At 33.2% G+C, this 21,308-nt stretch carries 14 protein-coding genes and 1 pseudogene; 4 read left to right on the top strand and 11 right to left on the bottom strand.

Annotated features, from left to right (window positions below; all coding sequences use genetic code 11):
- Positions 1-194 precede the first annotated feature (194 nt).
- Positions 195-578: pseudogene (locus BKP45_RS22325) on the bottom strand (ABC transporter substrate-binding protein); the annotation flags it as partial.
- 688 nt (positions 579-1,266) lie between these two features.
- Here BKP45_RS22325 and BKP45_RS01310 point away from each other — a divergent pair.
- Complete coding sequence (locus tag BKP45_RS01310) at positions 1,267-2,262, top strand: LacI family DNA-binding transcriptional regulator (RefSeq protein ID WP_071388055.1); 996 nt, start codon at positions 1,267-1,269, stop codon at positions 2,260-2,262.
- Positions 2,263-2,721: 459 nt separating this feature from the next.
- Positions 2,722-4,077: a type I glutamate--ammonia ligase gene (glnA, locus tag BKP45_RS01315; RefSeq protein WP_071388056.1), complete on the top strand. Its 1,356-nt coding sequence runs from the start codon at positions 2,722-2,724 to the stop codon at positions 4,075-4,077.
- A gap of 185 nt (positions 4,078-4,262) precedes the next feature.
- Here the strand turns inward: glnA and BKP45_RS01320 are convergent, their stop codons facing one another.
- The 8 genes from BKP45_RS01320 to BKP45_RS01355 form a co-directional block, all read right to left on the bottom strand.
- Positions 4,263-5,483 carry an L-lactate MFS transporter gene (locus tag BKP45_RS01320; RefSeq protein ID WP_071388057.1) on the bottom strand — a complete coding sequence of 407 codons (1,221 nt, stop codon included), beginning with the start codon at positions 5,481-5,483 and terminating at the stop codon, positions 4,263-4,265.
- Between the two features lie 414 nt (positions 5,484-5,897).
- Positions 5,898-7,316 (bottom strand): HAMP domain-containing sensor histidine kinase, encoded by a 1,419-nt coding sequence (locus tag BKP45_RS01325; protein ID WP_071388058.1) that lies wholly within the window; start codon positions 7,314-7,316, stop codon positions 5,898-5,900.
- The gene (locus BKP45_RS01330) at positions 7,313-8,002 is read right to left on the bottom strand and encodes a response regulator transcription factor (RefSeq protein ID WP_071388059.1); all 690 of its coding nucleotides are present in this window, start codon (positions 8,000-8,002) and stop codon (positions 7,313-7,315) included. Before BKP45_RS01330 ends, BKP45_RS01325 begins: the two co-directional genes overlap by 4 nt.
- Before the next feature lie 284 nt (positions 8,003-8,286).
- Positions 8,287-8,895 carry a TVP38/TMEM64 family protein gene (locus BKP45_RS01335; RefSeq protein WP_169824042.1) on the bottom strand — a complete coding sequence of 203 codons (609 nt, stop codon included), beginning with the start codon at positions 8,893-8,895 and terminating at the stop codon, positions 8,287-8,289.
- A 549-nt stretch (positions 8,896-9,444) separates the two neighbouring features.
- Positions 9,445-10,722: a sensor histidine kinase gene (locus BKP45_RS01340; protein ID WP_084787511.1), complete on the bottom strand. Its 1,278-nt coding sequence runs from the start codon at positions 10,720-10,722 to the stop codon at positions 9,445-9,447.
- 928 nt (positions 10,723-11,650) lie between these two features.
- Entirely contained in the window at positions 11,651-13,519 is a 1,869-nt protein-coding gene (locus BKP45_RS01345; RefSeq protein WP_071388062.1) for a PTS fructose transporter subunit IIABC, read from the bottom strand.
- 19 nt (positions 13,520-13,538) lie between these two features.
- A complete protein-coding gene (gene pfkB, locus BKP45_RS01350; protein ID WP_071388063.1) occupies positions 13,539-14,450 on the bottom strand; it encodes a 1-phosphofructokinase in 912 nt (303 codons plus the stop codon).
- On the bottom strand, positions 14,450-15,199 hold the full coding sequence (locus BKP45_RS01355) for a DeoR/GlpR family DNA-binding transcription regulator (protein ID WP_071388064.1): 750 nt from the start codon (positions 15,197-15,199) through the stop codon (positions 14,450-14,452). Before BKP45_RS01355 ends, pfkB begins: the two co-directional genes overlap by 1 nt.
- A 419-nt stretch (positions 15,200-15,618) precedes the next feature.
- On the opposite strand from BKP45_RS01355, the gene BKP45_RS01360 reads away from it, so the two are divergent.
- Positions 15,619-16,752: a histidine kinase N-terminal domain-containing protein gene (locus BKP45_RS01360; protein WP_071388065.1), complete on the top strand. Its 1,134-nt coding sequence runs from the start codon at positions 15,619-15,621 to the stop codon at positions 16,750-16,752.
- A gap of 124 nt (positions 16,753-16,876) precedes the next feature.
- On the opposite strand, the gene BKP45_RS01365 is transcribed toward BKP45_RS01360, so the two are convergent.
- Positions 16,877-17,401 (bottom strand): acyl-CoA thioesterase, encoded by a 525-nt coding sequence (locus BKP45_RS01365; protein WP_071388066.1) that lies wholly within the window; start codon positions 17,399-17,401, stop codon positions 16,877-16,879.
- A gap of 390 nt (positions 17,402-17,791) precedes the next feature.
- On the opposite strand from BKP45_RS01365, the gene BKP45_RS01370 reads away from it, so the two are divergent.
- Complete coding sequence (locus BKP45_RS01370) at positions 17,792-18,088, top strand: ferredoxin family protein (RefSeq protein ID WP_071388067.1); 297 nt, start codon at positions 17,792-17,794, stop codon at positions 18,086-18,088.
- 104 nt (positions 18,089-18,192) lie between these two features.
- Here BKP45_RS01370 and BKP45_RS01375 read toward each other — a convergent pair whose 3' ends face one another.
- The gene (locus BKP45_RS01375; RefSeq protein WP_071388068.1) at positions 18,193-21,249 is read right to left on the bottom strand and encodes an efflux RND transporter permease subunit; all 3,057 of its coding nucleotides are present in this window, start codon (positions 21,247-21,249) and stop codon (positions 18,193-18,195) included.
- Positions 21,250-21,308 lie beyond the last annotated feature (59 nt).

Consider the following 21,308-nt stretch of genomic DNA (forward strand, 5'->3'; position numbering starts at 1 on the left):
CTCCTTTATGACTAAATAATTAGCTTACCTCCTATTCTACCATTTTTACAATCTATTGAAATTGGTAAATTATATTTTAAATAGTATGACACCAAAAAGCTCTTACAATTTGAATAACCGATAAGAGCTTTACATTACATACCATAATAAAGTAGGGTTTCCCTCTTTACTGCTACGAAATTTAAAAACCTCGTTCACAATAATATGTAAACGAGGTTCTCCCAAACTGTATATAATTTTATGCCTTCTGTAATTTCTCTAATCATTTCAGTAACTGATACTAATCCTCCACCTGCAAGGTACCATTAGTTCGGGTCTAAGTAAACAATTTTATCTTCTTGATATGCTCTAGTTTTTTCCGTTAATTCATTTTCAATCGTTTGTTTTGCTGCTGCTTCTCCACCAGTTACGGCTGCACCACGATCAACTCCGAATAAGTATTCAGGATCTTTTTCTAGAGTATATTCATAAGAAACGTTCATACCGTGAGTAGAAACTTCAATCGGCTCATCTACTGGAGTAAAGCCAAATACTTCATGAAGAATACCAAAACGGGATCCTGGCCCGTAAGCACAGATTCCGGACACCCTTTCATAAAAATAAAGCTGAACTTCAATCAGTGGGGGGGTTCCTTCATCCACTGATTGTTAGTTCAACTTATCGGACCTTTAGGGGGAGTTTATCCCCCACCTAAACTTCTCGATTTTCTTAAGTTTTGAGGTGGGGGTCTTACTTGCCCCTTAAGAGTGGGATAAATCGATGATAAAGTAGTGCAGTTAACTTTCCAGGGAAAGATTTCGGAGTAGAATCCGGATCATATTCCTCTTGTAAATAAGTTAAGCCTGCTTCTGTCGTGTTGGAAAAAACATATCTAATATCCCTTGAGGTAGCAACTTTTAAAATTTCATCCCAATTTTCGACTATATTAATTCCCCTTGATATAGAAGAGACTATTTCACTCTTCTCTACTCTTTCACCTTTAACAATCCCCTTTAAAACTACTGTGTATAGACCATCTTGTTCATTAATTATTGGGATTTTATCTTGTGATCTTGCAAACTAAAAGACTATTCAATTTAGAGCGCTAATTGATACGTTATCGAAACTACCTACTTTATAATAGAGCTTTTTTATAAGTTTGCATTATTACTCTTTATTTATTTTGAAAGAAATACTAAAATAAAATCATATAGGAGACAAAAACAAAACTACTTTCATAGAAGTATACAGGTATCCTCTATATATATTTTTACGGAGGTTCAAATTATGGCGGTAACAATCAAAGATATTNCTAAACATGCAGGGGTTAGTTATTCAACTGTATCTAAAGCATTAAGAAATAGCCCTTTAGTAAAAGAACCAACAAAAAAGAAAATCATTAAAATTGCCGAGGAAATGGGATACGTTCCTAATGTTGTTGCGAGGAGTTTAGTACAGAAAAAATCTTACGCCATTGGTGTTGTGTGGCCTACGGTTGAGCGCGTTACTCCATCAGCTTTAATAACTAAAATCAATGAACTATTAGAGGAAAAAAGCTACACCACCTTACTTTCTATTAATAGTGTCGATTCGGCTATTGCAACTTTTAATCGTTTTCAAGTTGATGCAATCGTCGTATTTGCAGAAACTATGAGTGATCTAACTCGCTCTAAAAATGTTATGTCAAAAGTACCTATTCTTTATTACGGAATAAAAGAAAGCTCTGAATATCCGACCATTGACGTAAATCGAAGACATGCAATAAAATTAGCAGTTGAACATCTCGTAAAAATTGGTCATACAAAAGTTAGTTATATTGGAGATGTTTCAACACAGGACCACCTTCAAAAAGAAAAACACCTTGGTTTTCTAGAAGCGATCGATGAGTTTAACTTAGAACTTTTTTCAAAAAGCATCGTTCCAACAAATGGATTAGAACTATATGACGGTTATTTAGCTGCAAAGTCTCTCTTTAATAAATCTACGGAAGTAACTGCAATTGTTAGTGGGAGTTATGATCTAACTCGCGGAATAGTTAGAGCTGCTCAAGAACTTAATATTAATATCCCTAACGATGTTTCTATTATTGGCTATGATAATATTTCTCAATCTGAGGATCTCGATATTCCTTTTTCTAAAGTTGGGGTACCATTAAATAGAATCGCCAATAAAATTACAGAAACATTGTTAGACATTATTAATGAGAATATTACTAATAATTCAATTATTTTAGAACCTGAATTAAATATAATAAATTCATGTGCTAAGCCTAAAAATAATTAAAAGCGTCTAACCCAACTTTGTTGATGATAGACGCTTTTATACGGCCCTTTCGTGTTTCTTGGGGTACCACAAGTATGATAGACCCCTTGATACAAACATCTAATTGCCGAAAATAAAATCAAAAAAACTAAAACTTGATAGACATCAACAATTTGTTTTGACATCTGCTACATTTCTTTCCCTTATTTTTATTAAAACAATTTGAACACCGCTCGTTAACAACGTTGTTAGTTCAAATTTAAATTTTCCCTAATTTTTATTTCAACATTTATTAGAAAAATAGTTGTTGCTCTCATCATAGATTACTACTAATATTAATGAAGAAATTTCCTTTTTTGTATTATATAAATAGTTTGTCAGATTATATGACTAACTGTATTACAAATCGCTAAATTTATTCTAAAATCTAACCATAACAAAAGATGTTAGTAAAGATAACACTAAAGGGGATGGATAAAAATGTCAGTAACAACAAGTCAAGCGGAAACGTTAGAAAGTATTAAAGAAGTAATAAAAGAAAAAAGTGTTGAACTTCTTCATTTACAATTTGTTGACATTGAAGGGATTTTAAAACACGTTACAGTAACTGTTGAACAATTAGAGCAAGTAGTAGACGGAAAAATCATGTTCGACGGATCGTCAATTAAAGGCTTCTCGCCTATAAATAAATCAGACTTATATTTACAACCTGACTTAAACACTTTCGCAGTTCTTCCTTGGTCAGTTGAAGAAGGTTACTCTGAAGCACGTTTCATTTGTAGTGTAAAGACTCCAACTGGAGACGATTATGAAGGTGACCCTCGAAATGTATTGAAAAAAACTGTTGAAAAAGCGGCAGACCAAGGCTATGCAATTAGCGTAGGACCAGAGCTTGAGTTTTTCTTATTTGAAACTGATGAGCTTGGACGTCCAACTCAACAAACTCAAGATTTTGCTGGCTACTTTGAACCATCTCCACATGATAACGGTGAAAAAGTACGACTTGAAATCTATCGTGCACTTAAACAAATGGGCTTTACAATTGAAGCATCTCACCATGAAGTAGCGAAAGGGCAACACGAGATTAACTTCAAGTATTCTAACGCTCTAACTGCTGCTGATTTAGCTACTACTTATAAATGGGTAGTTAAAACAATCGCAAAGAAATTTGGTTTACACGCAACATTTATGCCTAAACCAATCGCAGGTGAAAATGGTAGTGGAATGCACGTGAATATCTCTTTATTTGATGTTGAAAAACAACAAAACGCATTCTTTGACCAAGAAGATTCTAGACAACTTTCAGAGAAAGCTTACCAATTCATTGCTGGTTTAATTGATAACGTGAAAGATTTTGTTGCTGTTACTAATCCATTAATTAACTCTTATAAGCGTTTAGTACCTGGATACGAAGCTCCTTGTTATATTGCATGGTCAGCTTCTAACCGCTCAGCATTAATTCGTATCCCAGCTACACGCGGCGCTGGAACTCGTGTAGAAATTCGTTGCCCAGACCCATCTGCAAATCCATACTTAGCATTTGCAGTGATTGCATCTGCTGGATTAAACGGTGTAAATAATAACCTTGTTGCTCCTGAAGAAGTTAAAGATGATATCTTCAGTATGACAAGTGAAGAACTTAAAATGCGTGAAATTGATCACTTACCAGCAAGCTTAGAGTTTGCATTAAATGCTTTCGAAGAAGGAACAATCGGAAAAGAAACTCTTGGTGAACATGTATTTGGTGAATATGTTGAACTAAAACGTAAAGAATGGGATAGCTTCCGTACAACTGTACATGGCTGGGAACTTGAAAATTATCATACTAAGTTCTAATAAAAGCGAATATGTAAATAAAAAAGCATTGCCTAGATTTAATTAAGGCAATGCTTTTTTATGCCATTTATTACTCCATTCCTTTAAGCTCAGATTTAGTTAACAAAGTACAATACCTAAATAAAAGATCAAAACAAGGTTATAACCAAGTTTTGATCTTTTATTATCTATTTATTGTTATTAGATTAGTTAACTTTTTCTAAAGGTTCATTACTAAAATCAACTACTGTTTGCAATTTTGGAGTAACTATTACTTTAGCCAAAATAATTGCTATTAGGGAAATAAATGCTGCTAATAAAAATGCACTAGAAAAAGAAATATATTTAATAATAATCGGACCTACAAAAGCCGAAATACCATAAGCTAGATACATTATTCCATAGTTAGCTCCAATATTTTTTGTTCCGTAAAAATCAGCAGTTATAGATGGAAACAAAGCCAAAAATCCGCCAAAACAAAAACCAATTAAAGAAACGGAAATTAAAAACGTTAAATTGTTCATTGTTCCAAAACTCATATAAAGCATTATTAGTGTAGTTATTCCATACATTAATATCAGAGTATTAATTCTACCGATATTATCTGATATTTTACCTAATATAATCCGTCCACCTGCATTAAATAGTGCTATTACCATTACTGCATTACTAGCTGTTACAACATCTAGTTTCACTAATTCTAAACCAATATCAACTGCGAAACTTATTACTAATAAACCAGCCATTGTACCAAACAAATACATAAACCAAAGTAGATAAAATTGATATGTCCCTAACATCTCCTTAGGAGAAAATTGTTCACTCACTACAGTTAAAGCTTCCCCGTCACTCTGATGACTATTTAGTTCATCACCAGCTTCAGGGTTCGATAATAATTGGGCTCCAAGCACTACTAGCACAAAGTATATGATGCCTAAATATAGGAAAGCAGAAGATACACCAAAATTATCAATTAAAAATAAAATAATAGGTTTGTAGACTAAGCCACCTAAACCGAAACCAGCTACCGCTACTCCACTAATTAGCCCTCGTTTATCTGGAAACCACTTTACACAAGCTGAAAGTGGACATACATATGTTATTCCAATCCCAGCACCGCCAATGATACCATAAAATAAATATAATTGATAAATCGTCGTTGCCTGACTTGCTAACATTACTCCAAGTCCTAATAAAATACCACCTATTGTGGCAACCCACCTAGGACCAATTTTATCTTGAATTTTTCCAGCAATAAACGCACAAGCTGCAAGCATAAATATCGTAATCGAAAACGTAACAACAATATCTTCTCTATCCCATCCATATGTTTCTATTAATGGTTGATTAAAAAGGCTCCATGCATAAACAGCGCCCAAGTTAATTTGAATTAAAATTGCTCCAATAACTACTAACCATCTTTTCACAACTATTCCCTCCTTATTAAGAAAACATCCATGCGTTTAACACGCACAAACCAGCATGAAAGTATATTACTTTCACAGAAAAGCGCAAGCGCCTAGCTAGACGCCTTTCCAACTTAAAATTTTATCTTTATAAACCAAAAGAGACCAACGATGATTAAAATAAATCAGCGCTGGTCTCTTTTGTACTCACAATTTGTGCTTACTTAAGCAACCAAAATATATATTTAATTTTTAAATAGGTTTTCTTAACTTCGCTTATATAAAAAAACTAATCGAAAGATTACTTGTTGATTTCCTCATACCCTTGCTAATAATCTCTTAACATTGGTAGAAGCTATCATTTCGTCTAACATTAATTTACTAACTATTTCGTATAATTATAATTTGAATTCATTGTCCTTGTCAAGATTATTATTATATTTCATTTTTTTTGAGACTAAACCTTGGTAATGTAACACGAAATGTCGTTCCTACACCAACCTCACTTTTCACATCAATTTTTGCTTGATGTAGGTCAATGATATGTTTAACAATTGATAAACCAATACCTGTCCCAACCTTTTTACTTCGGGCCTTATCAACTTTAAAAAAGCGATCCCAAATATACTTTAATTCTTCCTTTTTGATACCTGGTCCTTGGTCTTTAATAAAAACCATTACATTATGATCAAGTTCATTAATTATGATTGTTACTAATCCTTTTTCAGGTGAAAAATTAACAGCATTTTGAAGTAAATTTCCAAAAACCTGGTCCATACGATTTTGGTCTGCAAAAACTTCAATATCTTCATCTAGATTACCTTGAAACTCAATGTCTATATTTTGTTTTATTAATTCCGGTTCCATTTTCGCAATTAGTTTTCGAATTTGTTCTGATAAATTATAGTTTATAGGCTGAATAGAAACTTGTCCTGCTTCAATTCTAGCAATATCCAATAAATCATTAACTAATTTTATTAAACGTTCAGTTTCATCTTTCATTAAATATAAATATCGCTTTTGTTGATTTTTAGGAATAGTTCCATCTAATAATGCACCAACGAAACCATTAATTGAGGTTAGTGGCGATCGCATATCATGAGAAACATTAGCCACAAACTCTTTTCTCATCAAATCTAAACTTGATAATTCATTTGCCATATAATTAAATGTTTTTCCTAATTGTCCAATTTCATCATTACTTTTAATCTTAACCTTATTAGTAAAATCTCCTTTTGCATATTCCATAGCAACATGATTCATTTCTCGTAACGGTGCTGTAATTTTCTTAGATAAAGTATATAAAAACGTCGTTGTTACAACAATTGTTATTGCACCAGCTAATAAAAATAAACCTTTAATACCGTTTACTACTCCAAAATAGTTGTGAAGAGCAATAACAACTACTTTTTCATCAAAGTCAAACTCATTAGCTTCGATTGGAGAAGCCATAATAAATAAGGGATTAGCTTTATCTTTAATAAATTCTTTAACACTCGCTCCTTGAAGTGCTTTATATATCATTTCCTCTTCAATATGAATAGGTTCCTGCAAAGTAGAAAACCGATACAATAATTGTCCATTTTTATCATAAATAAAAATACTCCTATGTTCTTGATCATTAATAATACTTAATGTAGAAATGATCGCCTCTTTATTCTCTTCTTGATAAGCAAGTTCTAAAATTTGTACAACTTGTTCCTGTTGAGTTTCCATTGAATTAAGGAAGCTTTGTTTTAAGTTGTTATTAAATAATAAATAGAAAATAAAACTAAACAGGATAAAGGCAGCAAAAGAGCTTATTAAATAAGTAAAAAACAGCTTCATAAAAATGCTTACTTTTCGCTTTTTCACTGTGCTTTCACCTCGAACTTATATCCAATACCTCTTAACGTTTTAAGCTCCCAATCTATAGCTTCCTTACCAAGCTTTTCCCTAATTCTTTTTATGTGTACATCTACAGTTCTAGGGTCCCCTTCAAAATCATAACCCCAAATTTGGTCTAACAATTGTTGACGTGTAAAAACACGATTAGCATTCGCAGCTAAAAAAAATAATAACTCAATCTCTTTAGGCGGGAGGGTAATTTCTTCTTCATAAGATCGAACTTTATATTGCTTCATATCAATAACAAGTGTTGGAAATGAAAGGATTTCCTGTTCACTATTTAATACATTATATCTTCTAAGTACCGCTTTCACTCTAGCGATTAACTCTTTTGGGTCAAATGGTTTAATAACGTAATCATCTGCCCCTAAATCAAGACCTTTAATAATGTCATAACTTTCTCCTTTGCCCGTTAACATAATAATAGGAGTTTTGAAACTAGAACGTATTTCTTTACACAATTCCCACCCGTCTAGACCTGGTAACATAATATCTAGAATGATTAAATCAAAAGAGTCATCATAAAAAGTATTTAATCCTTCTGTTCCAGAATAAGCTATTTTAACTACATATCCTTCTTTTTCACAATATAAACGGATCAATTCACAAATATTTGGATCATCATCAACAACTAATAACGTTAATTTCTTCATTTATGGTCCTCCTCTACTTTAAGTATATCCATTTAAATAGTTTCTAATTTTAAAACAAAGGGACATACATAACATAGTAGATTTATAGAATATAGGGATAAGCATATCATGATAATATGAACACAAAATGAACAATATCTAAATAGAAATCAGTCGAAGTTTATTATTGGTTAAAGCATCTAGTTTTTTTATACCTAAAGGCATTTAATAACTAACAATCGTCCTCTTCACTTTATATGCAAAAAAAGAAGGGCATCATAATCAATTATGGTGACCTTCTTCTTTCATTTAAAAATCATAGTTAAATTTTTATTATTCTCATTGTTAACTATTTTCTTCCTCTTATGTTTTTTATAAATGTAGTAAGTTGTAATAAAAACTATAAAAATAAATGAAAGAAAATAACTATTAACTTCACCCGTTAAAAATCCTAATGGTACAAGGGCAAGGATAAAAAAATATAAAAAGTTACCTATACTTGTAGCTATAATAAAATGAGTAAACTTAATGGAACTGACTCCTGAAATTAGGTTTACAATGCTTGTTGGAAAAAAAGGAAAAATTCTAGCAATAAACACATACATAAATCCCTTTTTTTCAATTTTCTCTTTAAATTCTTGATTTATTTTGTTTGTTACCATTTCTTTAAATAAATAACGTACACTCAAAAATACAAAGGCTGAAGCAACAATACTACTAAACCAGCTCCAAATGATTCCATTTAGAAAACCCCAAAATGCAATATTAATAGTTAGAACAACAACGAGTGGAATAATGGTAAAGGTATTTTGTACTGTCATGATAAGAAAAGTAAGAAGTAGCAAAGATATTATATTATCATTGGCCATTTGTTGAATTTCGCCAACATTACCAGACCTAACGTAATTCAACAATTCTGTATTTAATACCACTAAAGACAATATGATTAACAAACACAAAAAGACAAGTAACTTCATCCAAGGTTTGATTACGATCACCTTCTTTCGAGATAATCTTTATTTTAACAAACCAATATGAATAAAGTGTGAATAATCTTACCTACATTTTAAAAATATAACTTAATCAAACTGATTTCAAGAAAAGCGCAAGCGCCTTGGTCACGAGCGATAGGCACTGGAAGGCCTTTGACAGAAGCCGCTCTTTGGCTTCCGAAAAGGCCTGAAGTGACCGAGCTCGTAGGCGCTGAAGCTAGACAGTTTCTAAGTTAGAAATTTTATACTTTCTTACCTGAGAACATAAAGGTCATAGACCCCCACTTCTAAGCGTAGCGTAGGTGGGAACTTCCATTCAGGTGGAGTTGAGACTCCATCTGAATTTCCGATGTTCTAGCGAAGCTAGAACGATTTCTCTTCTTTTGGTATTCCACATTCGACCTTACTCTCATCTCACAGCTATAGCCAGTAGGCTTTTCCATTTATAAAAACCTGTAAAAGACCTTTAAGTCAGCTTATCTTTTCAAAAGGTACTTCAATACTGTTTACCAAAGGAAAACTAATATAAAAAGTCGTTCCTTCGTTGACTTTACTTGTAACAGTCAATTTCCCTTTCATTATTTCAACAATTCGAAAAGTAACCATCATCCCAAGTCCTGTCCCTTCTCCACCTTTAGTAGTAAAGTAAGGCTCCCCTAACCGTGAAAGTTGTTCTTCAGTCATCCCTTGACCATTATCTGTTATCTCAATAGTAAGCCTACCACTTTCTTCTGTCGTTTGAATGATAAGTTTTCCATTACCTTCCATAGCTTCTATACAATTTTTTGTAATATTTAATAAAATTTGTTGAAGAAGTTGTGGATCTCCTTTGATAAAAAATGTACCTATTTTATGTTCTACCTCAATAGAATTCATGTTTGCCAAAGGCATTATGATATTAATGGCCCTTAGTAATTCATCTTTAATATTCATTACATCAAAAGATTCAGGTATTGGTTTAGCAAAAGTTAAATAATTACGAATAATATCATTAGCCCTATCAACCTCAGCAATTGAGATTTTTAAATACTCTTTCCTTTTATCAGATGACAAATCTACTTGATCCATCATTTGTAGGAACCCCCTGACTACTGCGAGAGGATTTCGGACTTCATGTGAAATAGATGAAGCAAGGTAACTGACAATTTCCATTTTCTCTGCTTTAACTAACTTATTATCTATTATTGTCTTTTCTAAAATTAGTTCATATAGGTAAACAACTAATAAAGTCGTACAAATCATAAAGGATAGATAATTAATAACGAATGGAGAGCTAACTGTAACCTGATACACTGACAGAATAAACAAAACAAATATACTTGAGAACAAGGAAAGACTCCCACTTAAAAGTAATTTCTTTTTCATGGATAATACCTGATAAGTGTGTCTTACTAAGTAAACACTAATTAATATTGTCATACCTATAAACATTGCTGTATAAAAACCATCTCCACCAAGGAAAAAATGATACATAGTCATAGCGACAAAAATAAGAATGTTTCCTAAAGTACCACTATATAAGCCGACAAAAATAAGTATTATCCAACGTAGATCAAATTGAAAACCTTCGTAAATGTTTATTGGGAATAATAAACAACTAATACCTCCTACGCATGCTGAAAACAGAAAAATTCTACGCTTTTTGACTGGTGCAAGTTCATTTGACAGCCTTTCAACAAAAAAAGGTACAAATAAAAGAAAACATAGTAAAAAAAGGACATTTAAAAGTAGTGGTTCAATTTCATTCACGTGAATACACCTCTTTAAGGTATTATTTTTTTGATTCTTTTAACTTGAATAAAGGATCTACGAGAACTAAAAATAAACACTAACTTCTTAAATATAAAGCTGAACTTCAATCAGTGGGGGTTTTCCTTCATCCCCCACTGATTGTTAGTTCAACTTATCGGACCTTTAGGGGCAGTTTATCCCCCACCTAAACTTCTCGATTTTCTTAAGTTTTGAGGTGGGGGTCTTACTTGCCCCTTAAGTGTGGGATAAACTTTCTGCTTAATGTCTTACAAAAAATGCGAACTTTTTGGTCAGCAACGTGAGAAATTCGTTTCTACGTCTGCTCGTAAACTTGATTATGTAAGATTCTCTACACAATGCAGCACCAAGTCATTCAGAGAAGGATTCCGCAAGGCGCCCGCCTATCATCGGCGACAAACACTGGAAGACCAACTCGTAGCAGTCGGGTTTTTGACTTCTTATGTACTTTTATCGCCTTCTAGTATTGCTTCGTAGTAAGCTTCCTCGAAGCAGTGTTTTAATGCGACGAGTAATCGCAGGAGCAATTGTTTTCCGTGCGACGAGTAATCGCAGGAGCAAAGCCTGCATGAAGCTAATCGACGAGGGATTTCAAGCAGCAATGAAGTCCCTGACATGACTGAAGTGTCCGAGCCGATGGCGCCTGGAACTAGACAGTTTCCAAATAAGAAATTAATAAATTCTGATTATAAAAAAAAGAAAATTCATACTACTTAGTATTCCACTAGCAGGATGATTTTTCCTTTTTTATACATTTTTTTATTATAAAAATTTATCGACAATATAAATAATCGCCTCCCAAAAGATTATACTCTCTTGAGAAGCGATTTTCTAATACTTCAAACAGTGACATACGCCTCACTAATTTTAATTTTTCTATATCCCCTCTTAAGGGCAGTTATCAGCTTTATTCTTTTGCGTCTTTTTTCCAGAAACCAAGCATGAGTGCCGTAACTGCTGCACCAATTAATATTGCTACAATATAAAGCAATGGATTTCCATTAACAATTGGAATAACAAACAATCCGCCGTGTGGAGCAGGTAAACCAATACCAAACATCATAGATAATGCACCCGCTACTGCTGAACCAACGATGATCGAAGGAATAACACGTCCAGGGTCAGCTGCTGCAAACGGAATTGCTCCTTCAGTAATAAATGAAGCACCCATAATGTAGTTTGTCTTTCCAGCATCTTGTTCTGCTTTAGTAAATTTCTTCTTAAAGAAAGTAGTTGCTAGAGCAATTCCAAGTGGTGGAACCATCCCACCAGCCATGATTGCTGCATGAGGAGCAAAGTTACCCGCATCAATCATAGCAATTCCAAAAGTAAATGCCGCTTTGTTAATTGGACCACCCATATCAACTGCCATCATTCCACCTAAAAGTAAACCTAAGAAGACAAGGTTTCCTGTTCCCATTCCACCTAAGAACGATTCAATACTATTATTTAAAGCAACAACAGGCTCAATTACAATGTATAACATAACTGTACCGGTAATTAAAATACCAAATAAAGGATAAAGTAATACAGGCTTAATACCTTCTAATGATTGCGGTAGACCATTAAATAAACGCTTTAATCCAAGGACTACATAACCAGCTAAGAACCCAGCGATTAATCCACCTAAAAACCCAGCACCACCTGAGGCAGCCATTAATCCACCAACCATACCAGGAGCAAAACCAGGACGTTGAGCAATACTCATTGCGATAAAACCAGCAAGTACTGGGATCATTAATCCGAATGCATTACCGCCTCCAATTGTCATTAATGCTTCGGCAACTGGATGATATGAAGGGTGATTAGGATCAAAGGCTTCAATTCCAAAGATGAAAGAAATCGCGATGAGAATACCACCACCGACAACGAATGGAAGCATATTTGAAACACCACTCATTAGGTGTTTATAAAAACCAGACTTACCTTTCGTTTCATTTTCAGTTTTATTACCATTCCCTGATGCACGATATATTGGTGCATCTTGTTTCATCGCTTTTTCAAGTAATTCTTGTGGTTTACGAATTCCTTGAGCAACTGGTACTTGAATAACATGCTTTCCGTCAAAACGATCCATCTCAACATTCGTATCTGCTGCAACAATGATTGCCACTGCATCTTTGATTTCAGCTGCAGTTAATGGATTACCAACACCCGTTGAACCATTCGTTTCAACTTTGATATCGTAACCTAGTTCTTTTGCCTTGTTTTTCAGAGAATCAGCTGCCATAAATGTGTGAGCTATACCAGTTGGACAAGCAGTTACTGCTAAAATTTTACCAGCGTTTGGCTTATTAACCATCTTATCTTCCTCCTCATTTTCTGCTTCTTTCGCATTTATTGCTGAAATAACCTCATCTACTGTATTTGCACTTTCTAACTTTTTACGGAACTCACTATCCATTAAGAATGATGATAAGCGAGAAAGTGTTTGTAAATGAGCATTATTTGCTCCTTCACTTGCAGCAATCATGAAAAATAAATGACTAGGTTGACCATCAAGAGCTTCATAATCAATACCAGATTTTGAACGTCCAAAAGCAATGGCCGGAGTTTTAACTGCGCTAGTTTTTGCATGTGGAATGGCAATACCTTCACCAATCCCCGTCGTACTTTGAGCTTCCCTAGCTAGAATGGCCTCTTTAAATTTAGCTTTATCTGCTAATCTTCCAGCTCTATCAAGCTTTGCAACTAGCTCATCAATAACAGCTTCTTTAGAGCTAGCTTTAAGATTTAATTCTATCGTATCTTTTTTTAATAAATCAGTTATTCTCATAGTTATACCCCCTTGTAAATTAAAGTTGTTCTATATTAATTTCTTTTAATAACGATTCAACAGTGCTTTTTTCACATAGATCATTTGAAAAAGCAGTTGCACTCCCTGAAGCAATACCATACTTGAATGCTTCAAGGAAATCACCTTTTTCCACATAAGCTGCTATAAATCCAGCAACTAGTGAGTCTCCTGCCCCTACTGAATTTTTCAGTTCACCTTTTGGAACATTTGCAAAAACTGTCGTTTCACCATTAAGTAACAACGCACCGTCTCCGCCTAGCGAAACGATAACGTTTTCAGGTCCAAAGTCTAACAGCTTTCTACCATACTCTACCGCTTCTTCAATAGATGAGATTTCTACATTAAAGAACTCTCCTAATTCATGTTGATTAGGCTTAACTAAAAATGGTTTATACGTTAATAAATCTTTTAATGCATCTCCTGATGTATCAACAATTAAGCGAGTTTTGTTTTCCTTACATTGTTTTGCAAGAAGTTGATAATAGTCAGGCGATAATGTGGGTGGTAAACTACCAGCCAAAACAAGATAATCTTGGTCTGTCATAGACGATACTTTCGCGAATAATTCTTGCTCATTTTCCTTTGAAACCGCTGGGCCTTGACCATTTATTTCGGTTTCCACTGAAGACTTCAATTTGACATTCACTCTCGTAGGTTCAATTACTTCAATAAAGTCTAAGTGTACACCCTCCTCTATTAGTGAATTTTCAATGAAGTGACCAGTAAAACCACCAATAAATCCTAATGCAGTAGTTTCTTGCCCTAACCTCTTTAATACTCGGGAAACATTAATTCCTTTACCACCTGGATAAAACGCTGTGTTATCCGCTCTATTTAAAGAACCGATATTAACGTTTTCAATTTTCACAATATAATCTACAGATGGATTTAATGTACAAGTATAAATCATCATTTCACAACCTTTATCTTCGTTTGCTCCATAAATGGCGCTATTAGTTCATCATCAATATCATTTGTTATAATAACCCCTTGTTTTAATTCGGCAATCTTAGAAAATGTAACTTCATTAAATTTTGTACTATCACTAAGAATAAAGCTTTCTTGTGAAAGATTTATAGCCATTTTCTTTACCATTGCTTCTTCAGGGTCGGGTGTTGTATAGCCATAAGCAGCATGAATACCGTTCACTCCAATAAAACTTTTATCAAAACGGTAAGTCATAATGCCTTCTAAAGCACCTCTACCAATTAATGCCTTTGTAATACCTTTTATATAACCACCTGTTAAGTAGGTATGAATTCCTTTTTCTAATAATGCTTCCAAGTGCGTTAATCCATTGGTTACTACTTTAATATCTTTTACATTAATATGTTGAATCATTTGGAACGTAGTCGTTCCAGCATCTAAAAATATACAATCTCCTTTTTTTATAAGTGAGGCTGCGTATTTAGTAATTAACTCTTTTTCGTTTAAGTTTTTTGTAGATTTTTCAATGACACTAAGTTCTTCACCTTTTTGCTTTAAAAGTGAAGCTCCACCATGAACTCGTTTTAACTTCCTTTCTTCCTCTAGTTGACTTAAGTCTCTACGAATGGTTGATTCTGAAGAAGATGTAGCATCAACAAGTTCCTGAAGTTTCACCACTTCCTTTTCTAGCAAAAGATCTAGTATAATTCGGTGTCTCTCAGGAGTTAGCACCTAATCTCACCCCCTGTTATTATTGCTCTTACATTTATAATAACGTAAGCCCTTTCATTTTTCAACCACTTTCTTTCAAAAACATTCAAAAATAATTAGTTTTTTAGATTTCCTCCTTCAAAATCATTCAACGTCATTTAAGTTTTTACCATAATTTACATTAAATTAGAACTTCACCTTAGATTACCCATGTACATAGTGTTTATCCCTTTTAAAAGAATTTCATCATTCATTACCCTTGCCATTAAGATACTATATCAAGTTACGTTTTAATCGTTCGTAATTAAGTATAGATTTATGCAGCTCGGTTTTGGTCATTAAAGAAATACACTCTTTTATTAAAATTTCAAAAAATTGAAGGAACAACATTTTTTTTGTCGAAATAGGTATATTAGTACCTATGTAGAAGTGGTGAGGAAATGGTGAAATTCTCTAATTTGATTGACTTTTTCGATAAATACGATACTAAATTTCTTGACGAGTGGTATCATAATATCCAACTAGACTCAAACGATATATATAAAGATGAAATTAAAGAAAATGGGCTATTAATGTATCAACTAGTACAAAAGACATTGGCAAACTCTATTTCAATAAATGAACTAAAAGAGCTTGCACACAAAGTAGCTAAAGAAAGAGTTGAAGCAAATCAAAACATTGGTGATTTCGTTTATAACGTGAATTATGGAAGATCTCTAATTATTAACCAAGCATTTTCTGCAGAGATCACTAGGAATGAATTACAATTAGCAATTGAAAGAATCAATGTTACCTTTGATCATTTTTGCTACTTCGTTGTAAGAAAGTATACGTTGTTAAAAGAACAACAAATTGAAGAAAAAAATTTATTAATTAATCAGTCTCATAAAGACAAGCTGAGTTTACTAGGTCAAATGTCTTCAAGTTTTGTACATGAGTTTAGAAACCCACTAACAGCAGTCATTGGCTTTGTTAAATTATTAAAAACTGATAATCCAACATTAAAATATATTGATATCATTGAACGTGAACTTGACCAGCTAAAATTTAGAATTACACAATTCCTACACACTTCAAAAAATGAAGGCGCACAAGAAAAACGTAAAGAAATTTTAACTGTTCATCTTTTATTAGAAGATATCATAAAGTTTTTATACCCTAGTATTGTCGACATAGATGTAAATGTATCGACTAACTACGCAAAAGATGCATTTATTATTGCTAATGAAAATGAAATAAAGCAGGTATTTCTTAATATTTTAATGAATTCGATTGACGCTATTAATAAGAAGGAAAAACCAAGAGAAATTACAGTTGAAACTATTCTCGACAAACAAAATGTCCTTATTAATATTACAAATAACGGTCCTTTAATTCCGGATGATACAAGAGAAGTAATATTTGAGCCTTTTTATACGACTAAAGAGTTAGGCACAGGAATAGGGTTATTTGTATGTAGAAAGATTATTGAGAAGCATAACGGAATAATTTCATGTATTTCAAATGAAGAAAAAACAACTTTTAGTATCCAATTACCTGTTTTAAGAAAAGAAACACCCCACTTGACTAAATAGTCAAGTGGGTGTTTTTTAGTGTTTTTTACTAAGTTTTCTACATTTATGCTTTTATAATGTAAAAACCTTATTGCTGTGTTCAGGCAATAAGGTTTAATTCTGTATACTGAGATCAGTAAACATATTAAATACTAACACGATCCCACGGTTTATCCATAGATAATTTTTCGGCTAATTCTTTACTTTTAATTCTTCTTTCTTTCCGAATTTTTGCTCGATCTTCTGCTGTCTTATGCAAATATTTTTCTTCTTCTGTTTCAGGAATAACTTTAGGAACTTGGACAGGAGTTTTCGATTTATTCAATGCTACGAATGTTAAAAAGGCTGTAGCAGCAACACGGCGCTCTCCAGTATTTAAATTTTCAGCAATAACCTTTACAAACACTTCCATGGACGAATGACCAGCCCATGTAACAAAAGCTTCTAAACAAACCGAATCAGTAGTCAAAATAGGATGAAGAAAGTCAACCGAATCAGTTGAGGCTGTAACCACTTCACTTCGACAATGTCTTCTTACTGCAACAGATGCAACTGCATCAATTTTTTTCATAAGAATTCCACCAAAGAGTGTGTTATGGTTATTTGTATCAAACGGTAATACCAAATCAGTTTGAACTACTCTTGATTCTCTAATATATTTTTTTTCCATTGCACCCTCATCCTTTATTTATAAATTTTGAACATTAAAAAATCAAACGTAATTTCTTAATAATCTAACATATTCCCTTGATAAATGTCTAGTTTTCAAATTATAGCGTTTTCATTATATATAGAAATAAAGCTAAACTTCAAACAGTGGGGTCTTACTGCCCTTTAAGAGTGGGATAAAATAATTGCTTTTCATATTTTTTTACAAATTTACATGATTAACAAATGTATTAATCGCATTTTTTCAGACTACTTTTTATATAATTTAATATAGATTTATTCATTTTTTACCGTATCAAGGTCAATTACAATCAAATAGTTATAAAAAAAGGAGGATTAGAGTTATTTAAAAATATTTCTCGTTGTCCTTCAAATTGGAGAGTGATGAAACATGAGTGTACCGAAAAAAGCACAAACAATTGAAGAAAAACAATATCTTGTGCGATTTAAAGCAGACAAAAATTCCCATCTACATGTCTTAGATCACGACACTTGTTTGACAAAATGCCCAGATAAGATTTGTACCATTTTTTGTCCTGCAGAAGTATATAAATGGGAAGAAATCCGTATGCATGTAGGTTATGAAGGTTGTCACGAGTGTGGTAGTTGTCGTATTGGATGTCCTTATGAAAATATTAAGTGGGAATATCCAAAAGGCGGGCACGGTATTGTCTTTCGTCTCGCATAAACATATTTCTCGAAAATTGAGTTAAATCTCATTTTATTCCACCATAAAGAAAGCGCTACCGAACGCTATTGTCCCCCTCAAAGTGAGGGGGACTTTTATTTTGATTATTTATCTAGAGCTATGTCTCTTTTCATATTACGCCTTTTGGGCTTTCTAAATAACAACCTACTTAATCCATTTTTTATATCTTCAAATAGAAGATATACAGACGGAATGAGTAGTAATGTAATGAACGTTGCAAATAATAATCCCGAAATAATAACGATCGCTAAAGGAGATTGGTAGTTACTCGCTGTACCAGTCGCAATTGCTAGCGGAAGCATACCACCAGCTGTTGTCAATGATGTCATAAAAATGGGACGGAGACGATTTTTCCCGGCTTCAACGAGAGCTTCACTTGATTGATATCCCTGGACACGAAGCTGGTTCGTTCGATCAATGAAAAGAATTGCATTGTTCAAGACAATACCGATTAAAAATACCATTCCCAATCCCGATAATATACTTAATTCAGATTGGGTAAGTAGTAATCCAAACAAAGCTCCTGTTACTGTTAATGGAATGATTGACATCACAATGACAGGGTGAAGAAAGCTATTAAACTGAACAGTCATAACGACATAAACGAGAAAAATTGCAATCCCTAATATGATAAGCATATCTTGCTGTGCTTCTTTTTGCTCTTGCAAACTCCCAGCTGTTGTAATCGAATATCCTACAGGAGCTTCATAGTTTTTTAGTACCTCTTCAATTTCACGATTAATTGAACCTAAATCCCTTCCTTCAATATCTGCAAATACTGTTATCATTCTTTCTCCATCTTTTCGTGTTACTTCCGTCGGCACTTTCGTTTCTACTAGTCGTAAATAAGTAGATAAATTTTTATTACCATTAATTGTAGCAATCTTTTGCTTTAATAGATTTTTTTTATTATTGATATTTACATTTGTTGTTACAAAAATTGGTGATTGTAAATCTTCTTGCTTTAGTTCACCAGCTGGTATCCGAATAGACCAATCTTGCATTTGTGAAAATAGCTGCGCAGCTGTTACGCTATCTTTTTTCATATTTTCATATTTGAATTCAATCAACTCTTCAGCCATGTTTTTGTTTGATGATGATGTAATACCTACCAAACCCTCAACAGATGTAAGTTTCAGCTCTAACTCATTTGCTATTTGATCTAAACTCTCAAACTCTTCACCTTTAATTTCGATAATAACTGGAAAACTTAAGCCTGAAAAATCGGCAGTACCTACATTTTGAATAGGGTAGTCTTTTTGTAATTCACGTAATCCTCTATTTATTCTTTCATTTACTTCAGTTTGATGTAGGGTTGCAGTCTCTTCTGGTGTCATGTTAATAAGAACAAAAAATGCATCAACATTATCCATGATTAAATTATTTTCTACATCATCGATCTCATTTAATGCCTTATTGATTTGAATGGCGATTTCTTCCCGGTCAGTTGGCGTTAGTCCCCTTTCAAGTTGAACCATAATTTCAGCATACCGATTTAAAACATCAGGCATAACTGTCATAGGGATTTTGGTAATTAATAATAAAGAGCTTATAAAAACAGCTAAGAATATAACGATAATACTATATCGATTTCGTTTTTTTCTACTGACCCAGGAAATTAACCTTCCGTAATTTATTACAATTCTACCTTCCTGGCGCCTATGCTTTTTATTCTTTAATTTAAGAAAATTTTCACTTAAAGTTGGAATAAGTGTAAAGGCTACAATCACTGAACTCACTAAAGTAATGACTACGATGATCGATAAAACAATCATAAATTGACCGATTTCACCACCGAGTAGTCCAATCGGTACAAAAACAACGATAGTCGTTAACATTGATGCAATTACTGCTGTTGCAACTTCCTTAACTCCAGCTAAAACTGCATCTAGTTTTTTATAACCTTCCTCTTTTTTTCTATAAATCGATTCTAAAATAACAATCGAAGAATCGACCATCATTCCAATTCCAAGTCCTAATCCAATAAGTGTTAATATATTAAAGCTATAATCAAATAACCACATACCTATGAACGTTAATAAAATCGATAACGGGATAGATAAACCAATAATAAAAGTTGCACGAAAGTTTCTTAAAAATAATATAAGAACGAGTAAAGCAATAATTCCACCTAGCATAACATTTGTACTAACACCTTCAATGGTATCTGTTACATAATCTGCTTGAGCAACCAACTCTTCAAAAACAAAATCATTAACTAGCCCTTCCTCATTTATCTTTTCTAACTCTTTTCGGACACTAGCTGCCATTTCTACCTGTGTAACATCCGATGTCCGGCCTATTTTAACAAAAATAAATTCTCTTGTACCATTATTCCAACCGACTGAAGTCGTTGTATTATTTTCTTCGTAGACTTTTGCTATTTTACTTAGTTGTTTTATACCAGCAACAGTAGGAATTTCAATTGACTTAACATTATCAATAGTAGACAAGCTTGTCGTCCACCTCACTGTCGGCCTTCCACTTTCTCCTTCTAACGTAGCGATTGATGTATCAATATTTGCCTGATTAATTATTTGGACAACTTGTTGGGGAGAAAGTTGTAAATCTTGAAGTTGATTTAAATCTAATTCTACTATAACTTCCTTATTTTCTATTCCCTCTAAACTAACTTCTCGAACCTCTGGTAACGCCTCAATACGCGGCTTTACTATTTGCTTTGCAAATTCAGTCATTTTGTCCATTGGGCCGTCTTTAATCGTCATATAAAACTCATAAGGCTGCTTAGTAGAAAATTGGTAAGTAGATATAAAATTAACCCCAGAAAGTTGATTCTCCAAACCGATCATTGTAGTTTCAATTTCTTTAAATACTTCTTCACCTAAACCTTCTTCCGCTTGAACAGTTATTAGACTAACACCAATGGAAGAAGTACTCTGAATATGCTTAATTCCACTTATATTGTTGAGTATTCGTTCTATTGGCTTAGTAACTTCCTCTTCTACATCTAACGTTGACATTTGCCCTGCATTTACATAAACTTGCGCACCATCAAATGATATGGTTGGAAACAATTCGCGGTCAAGTTTACCAGCACCATACATACCAATGATTAAAATAAATACAACCATTAACCCTACAATTTTTTTTCTAGACATAAGCAAACGTAATAAACTCATAAGTTCTCCTCCTCTATATTACAAACAATTTAATTATATACAAAAAGGAAATATTTAGG

It is taken from the genome of Anaerobacillus alkalidiazotrophicus (assembly GCF_001866055.1).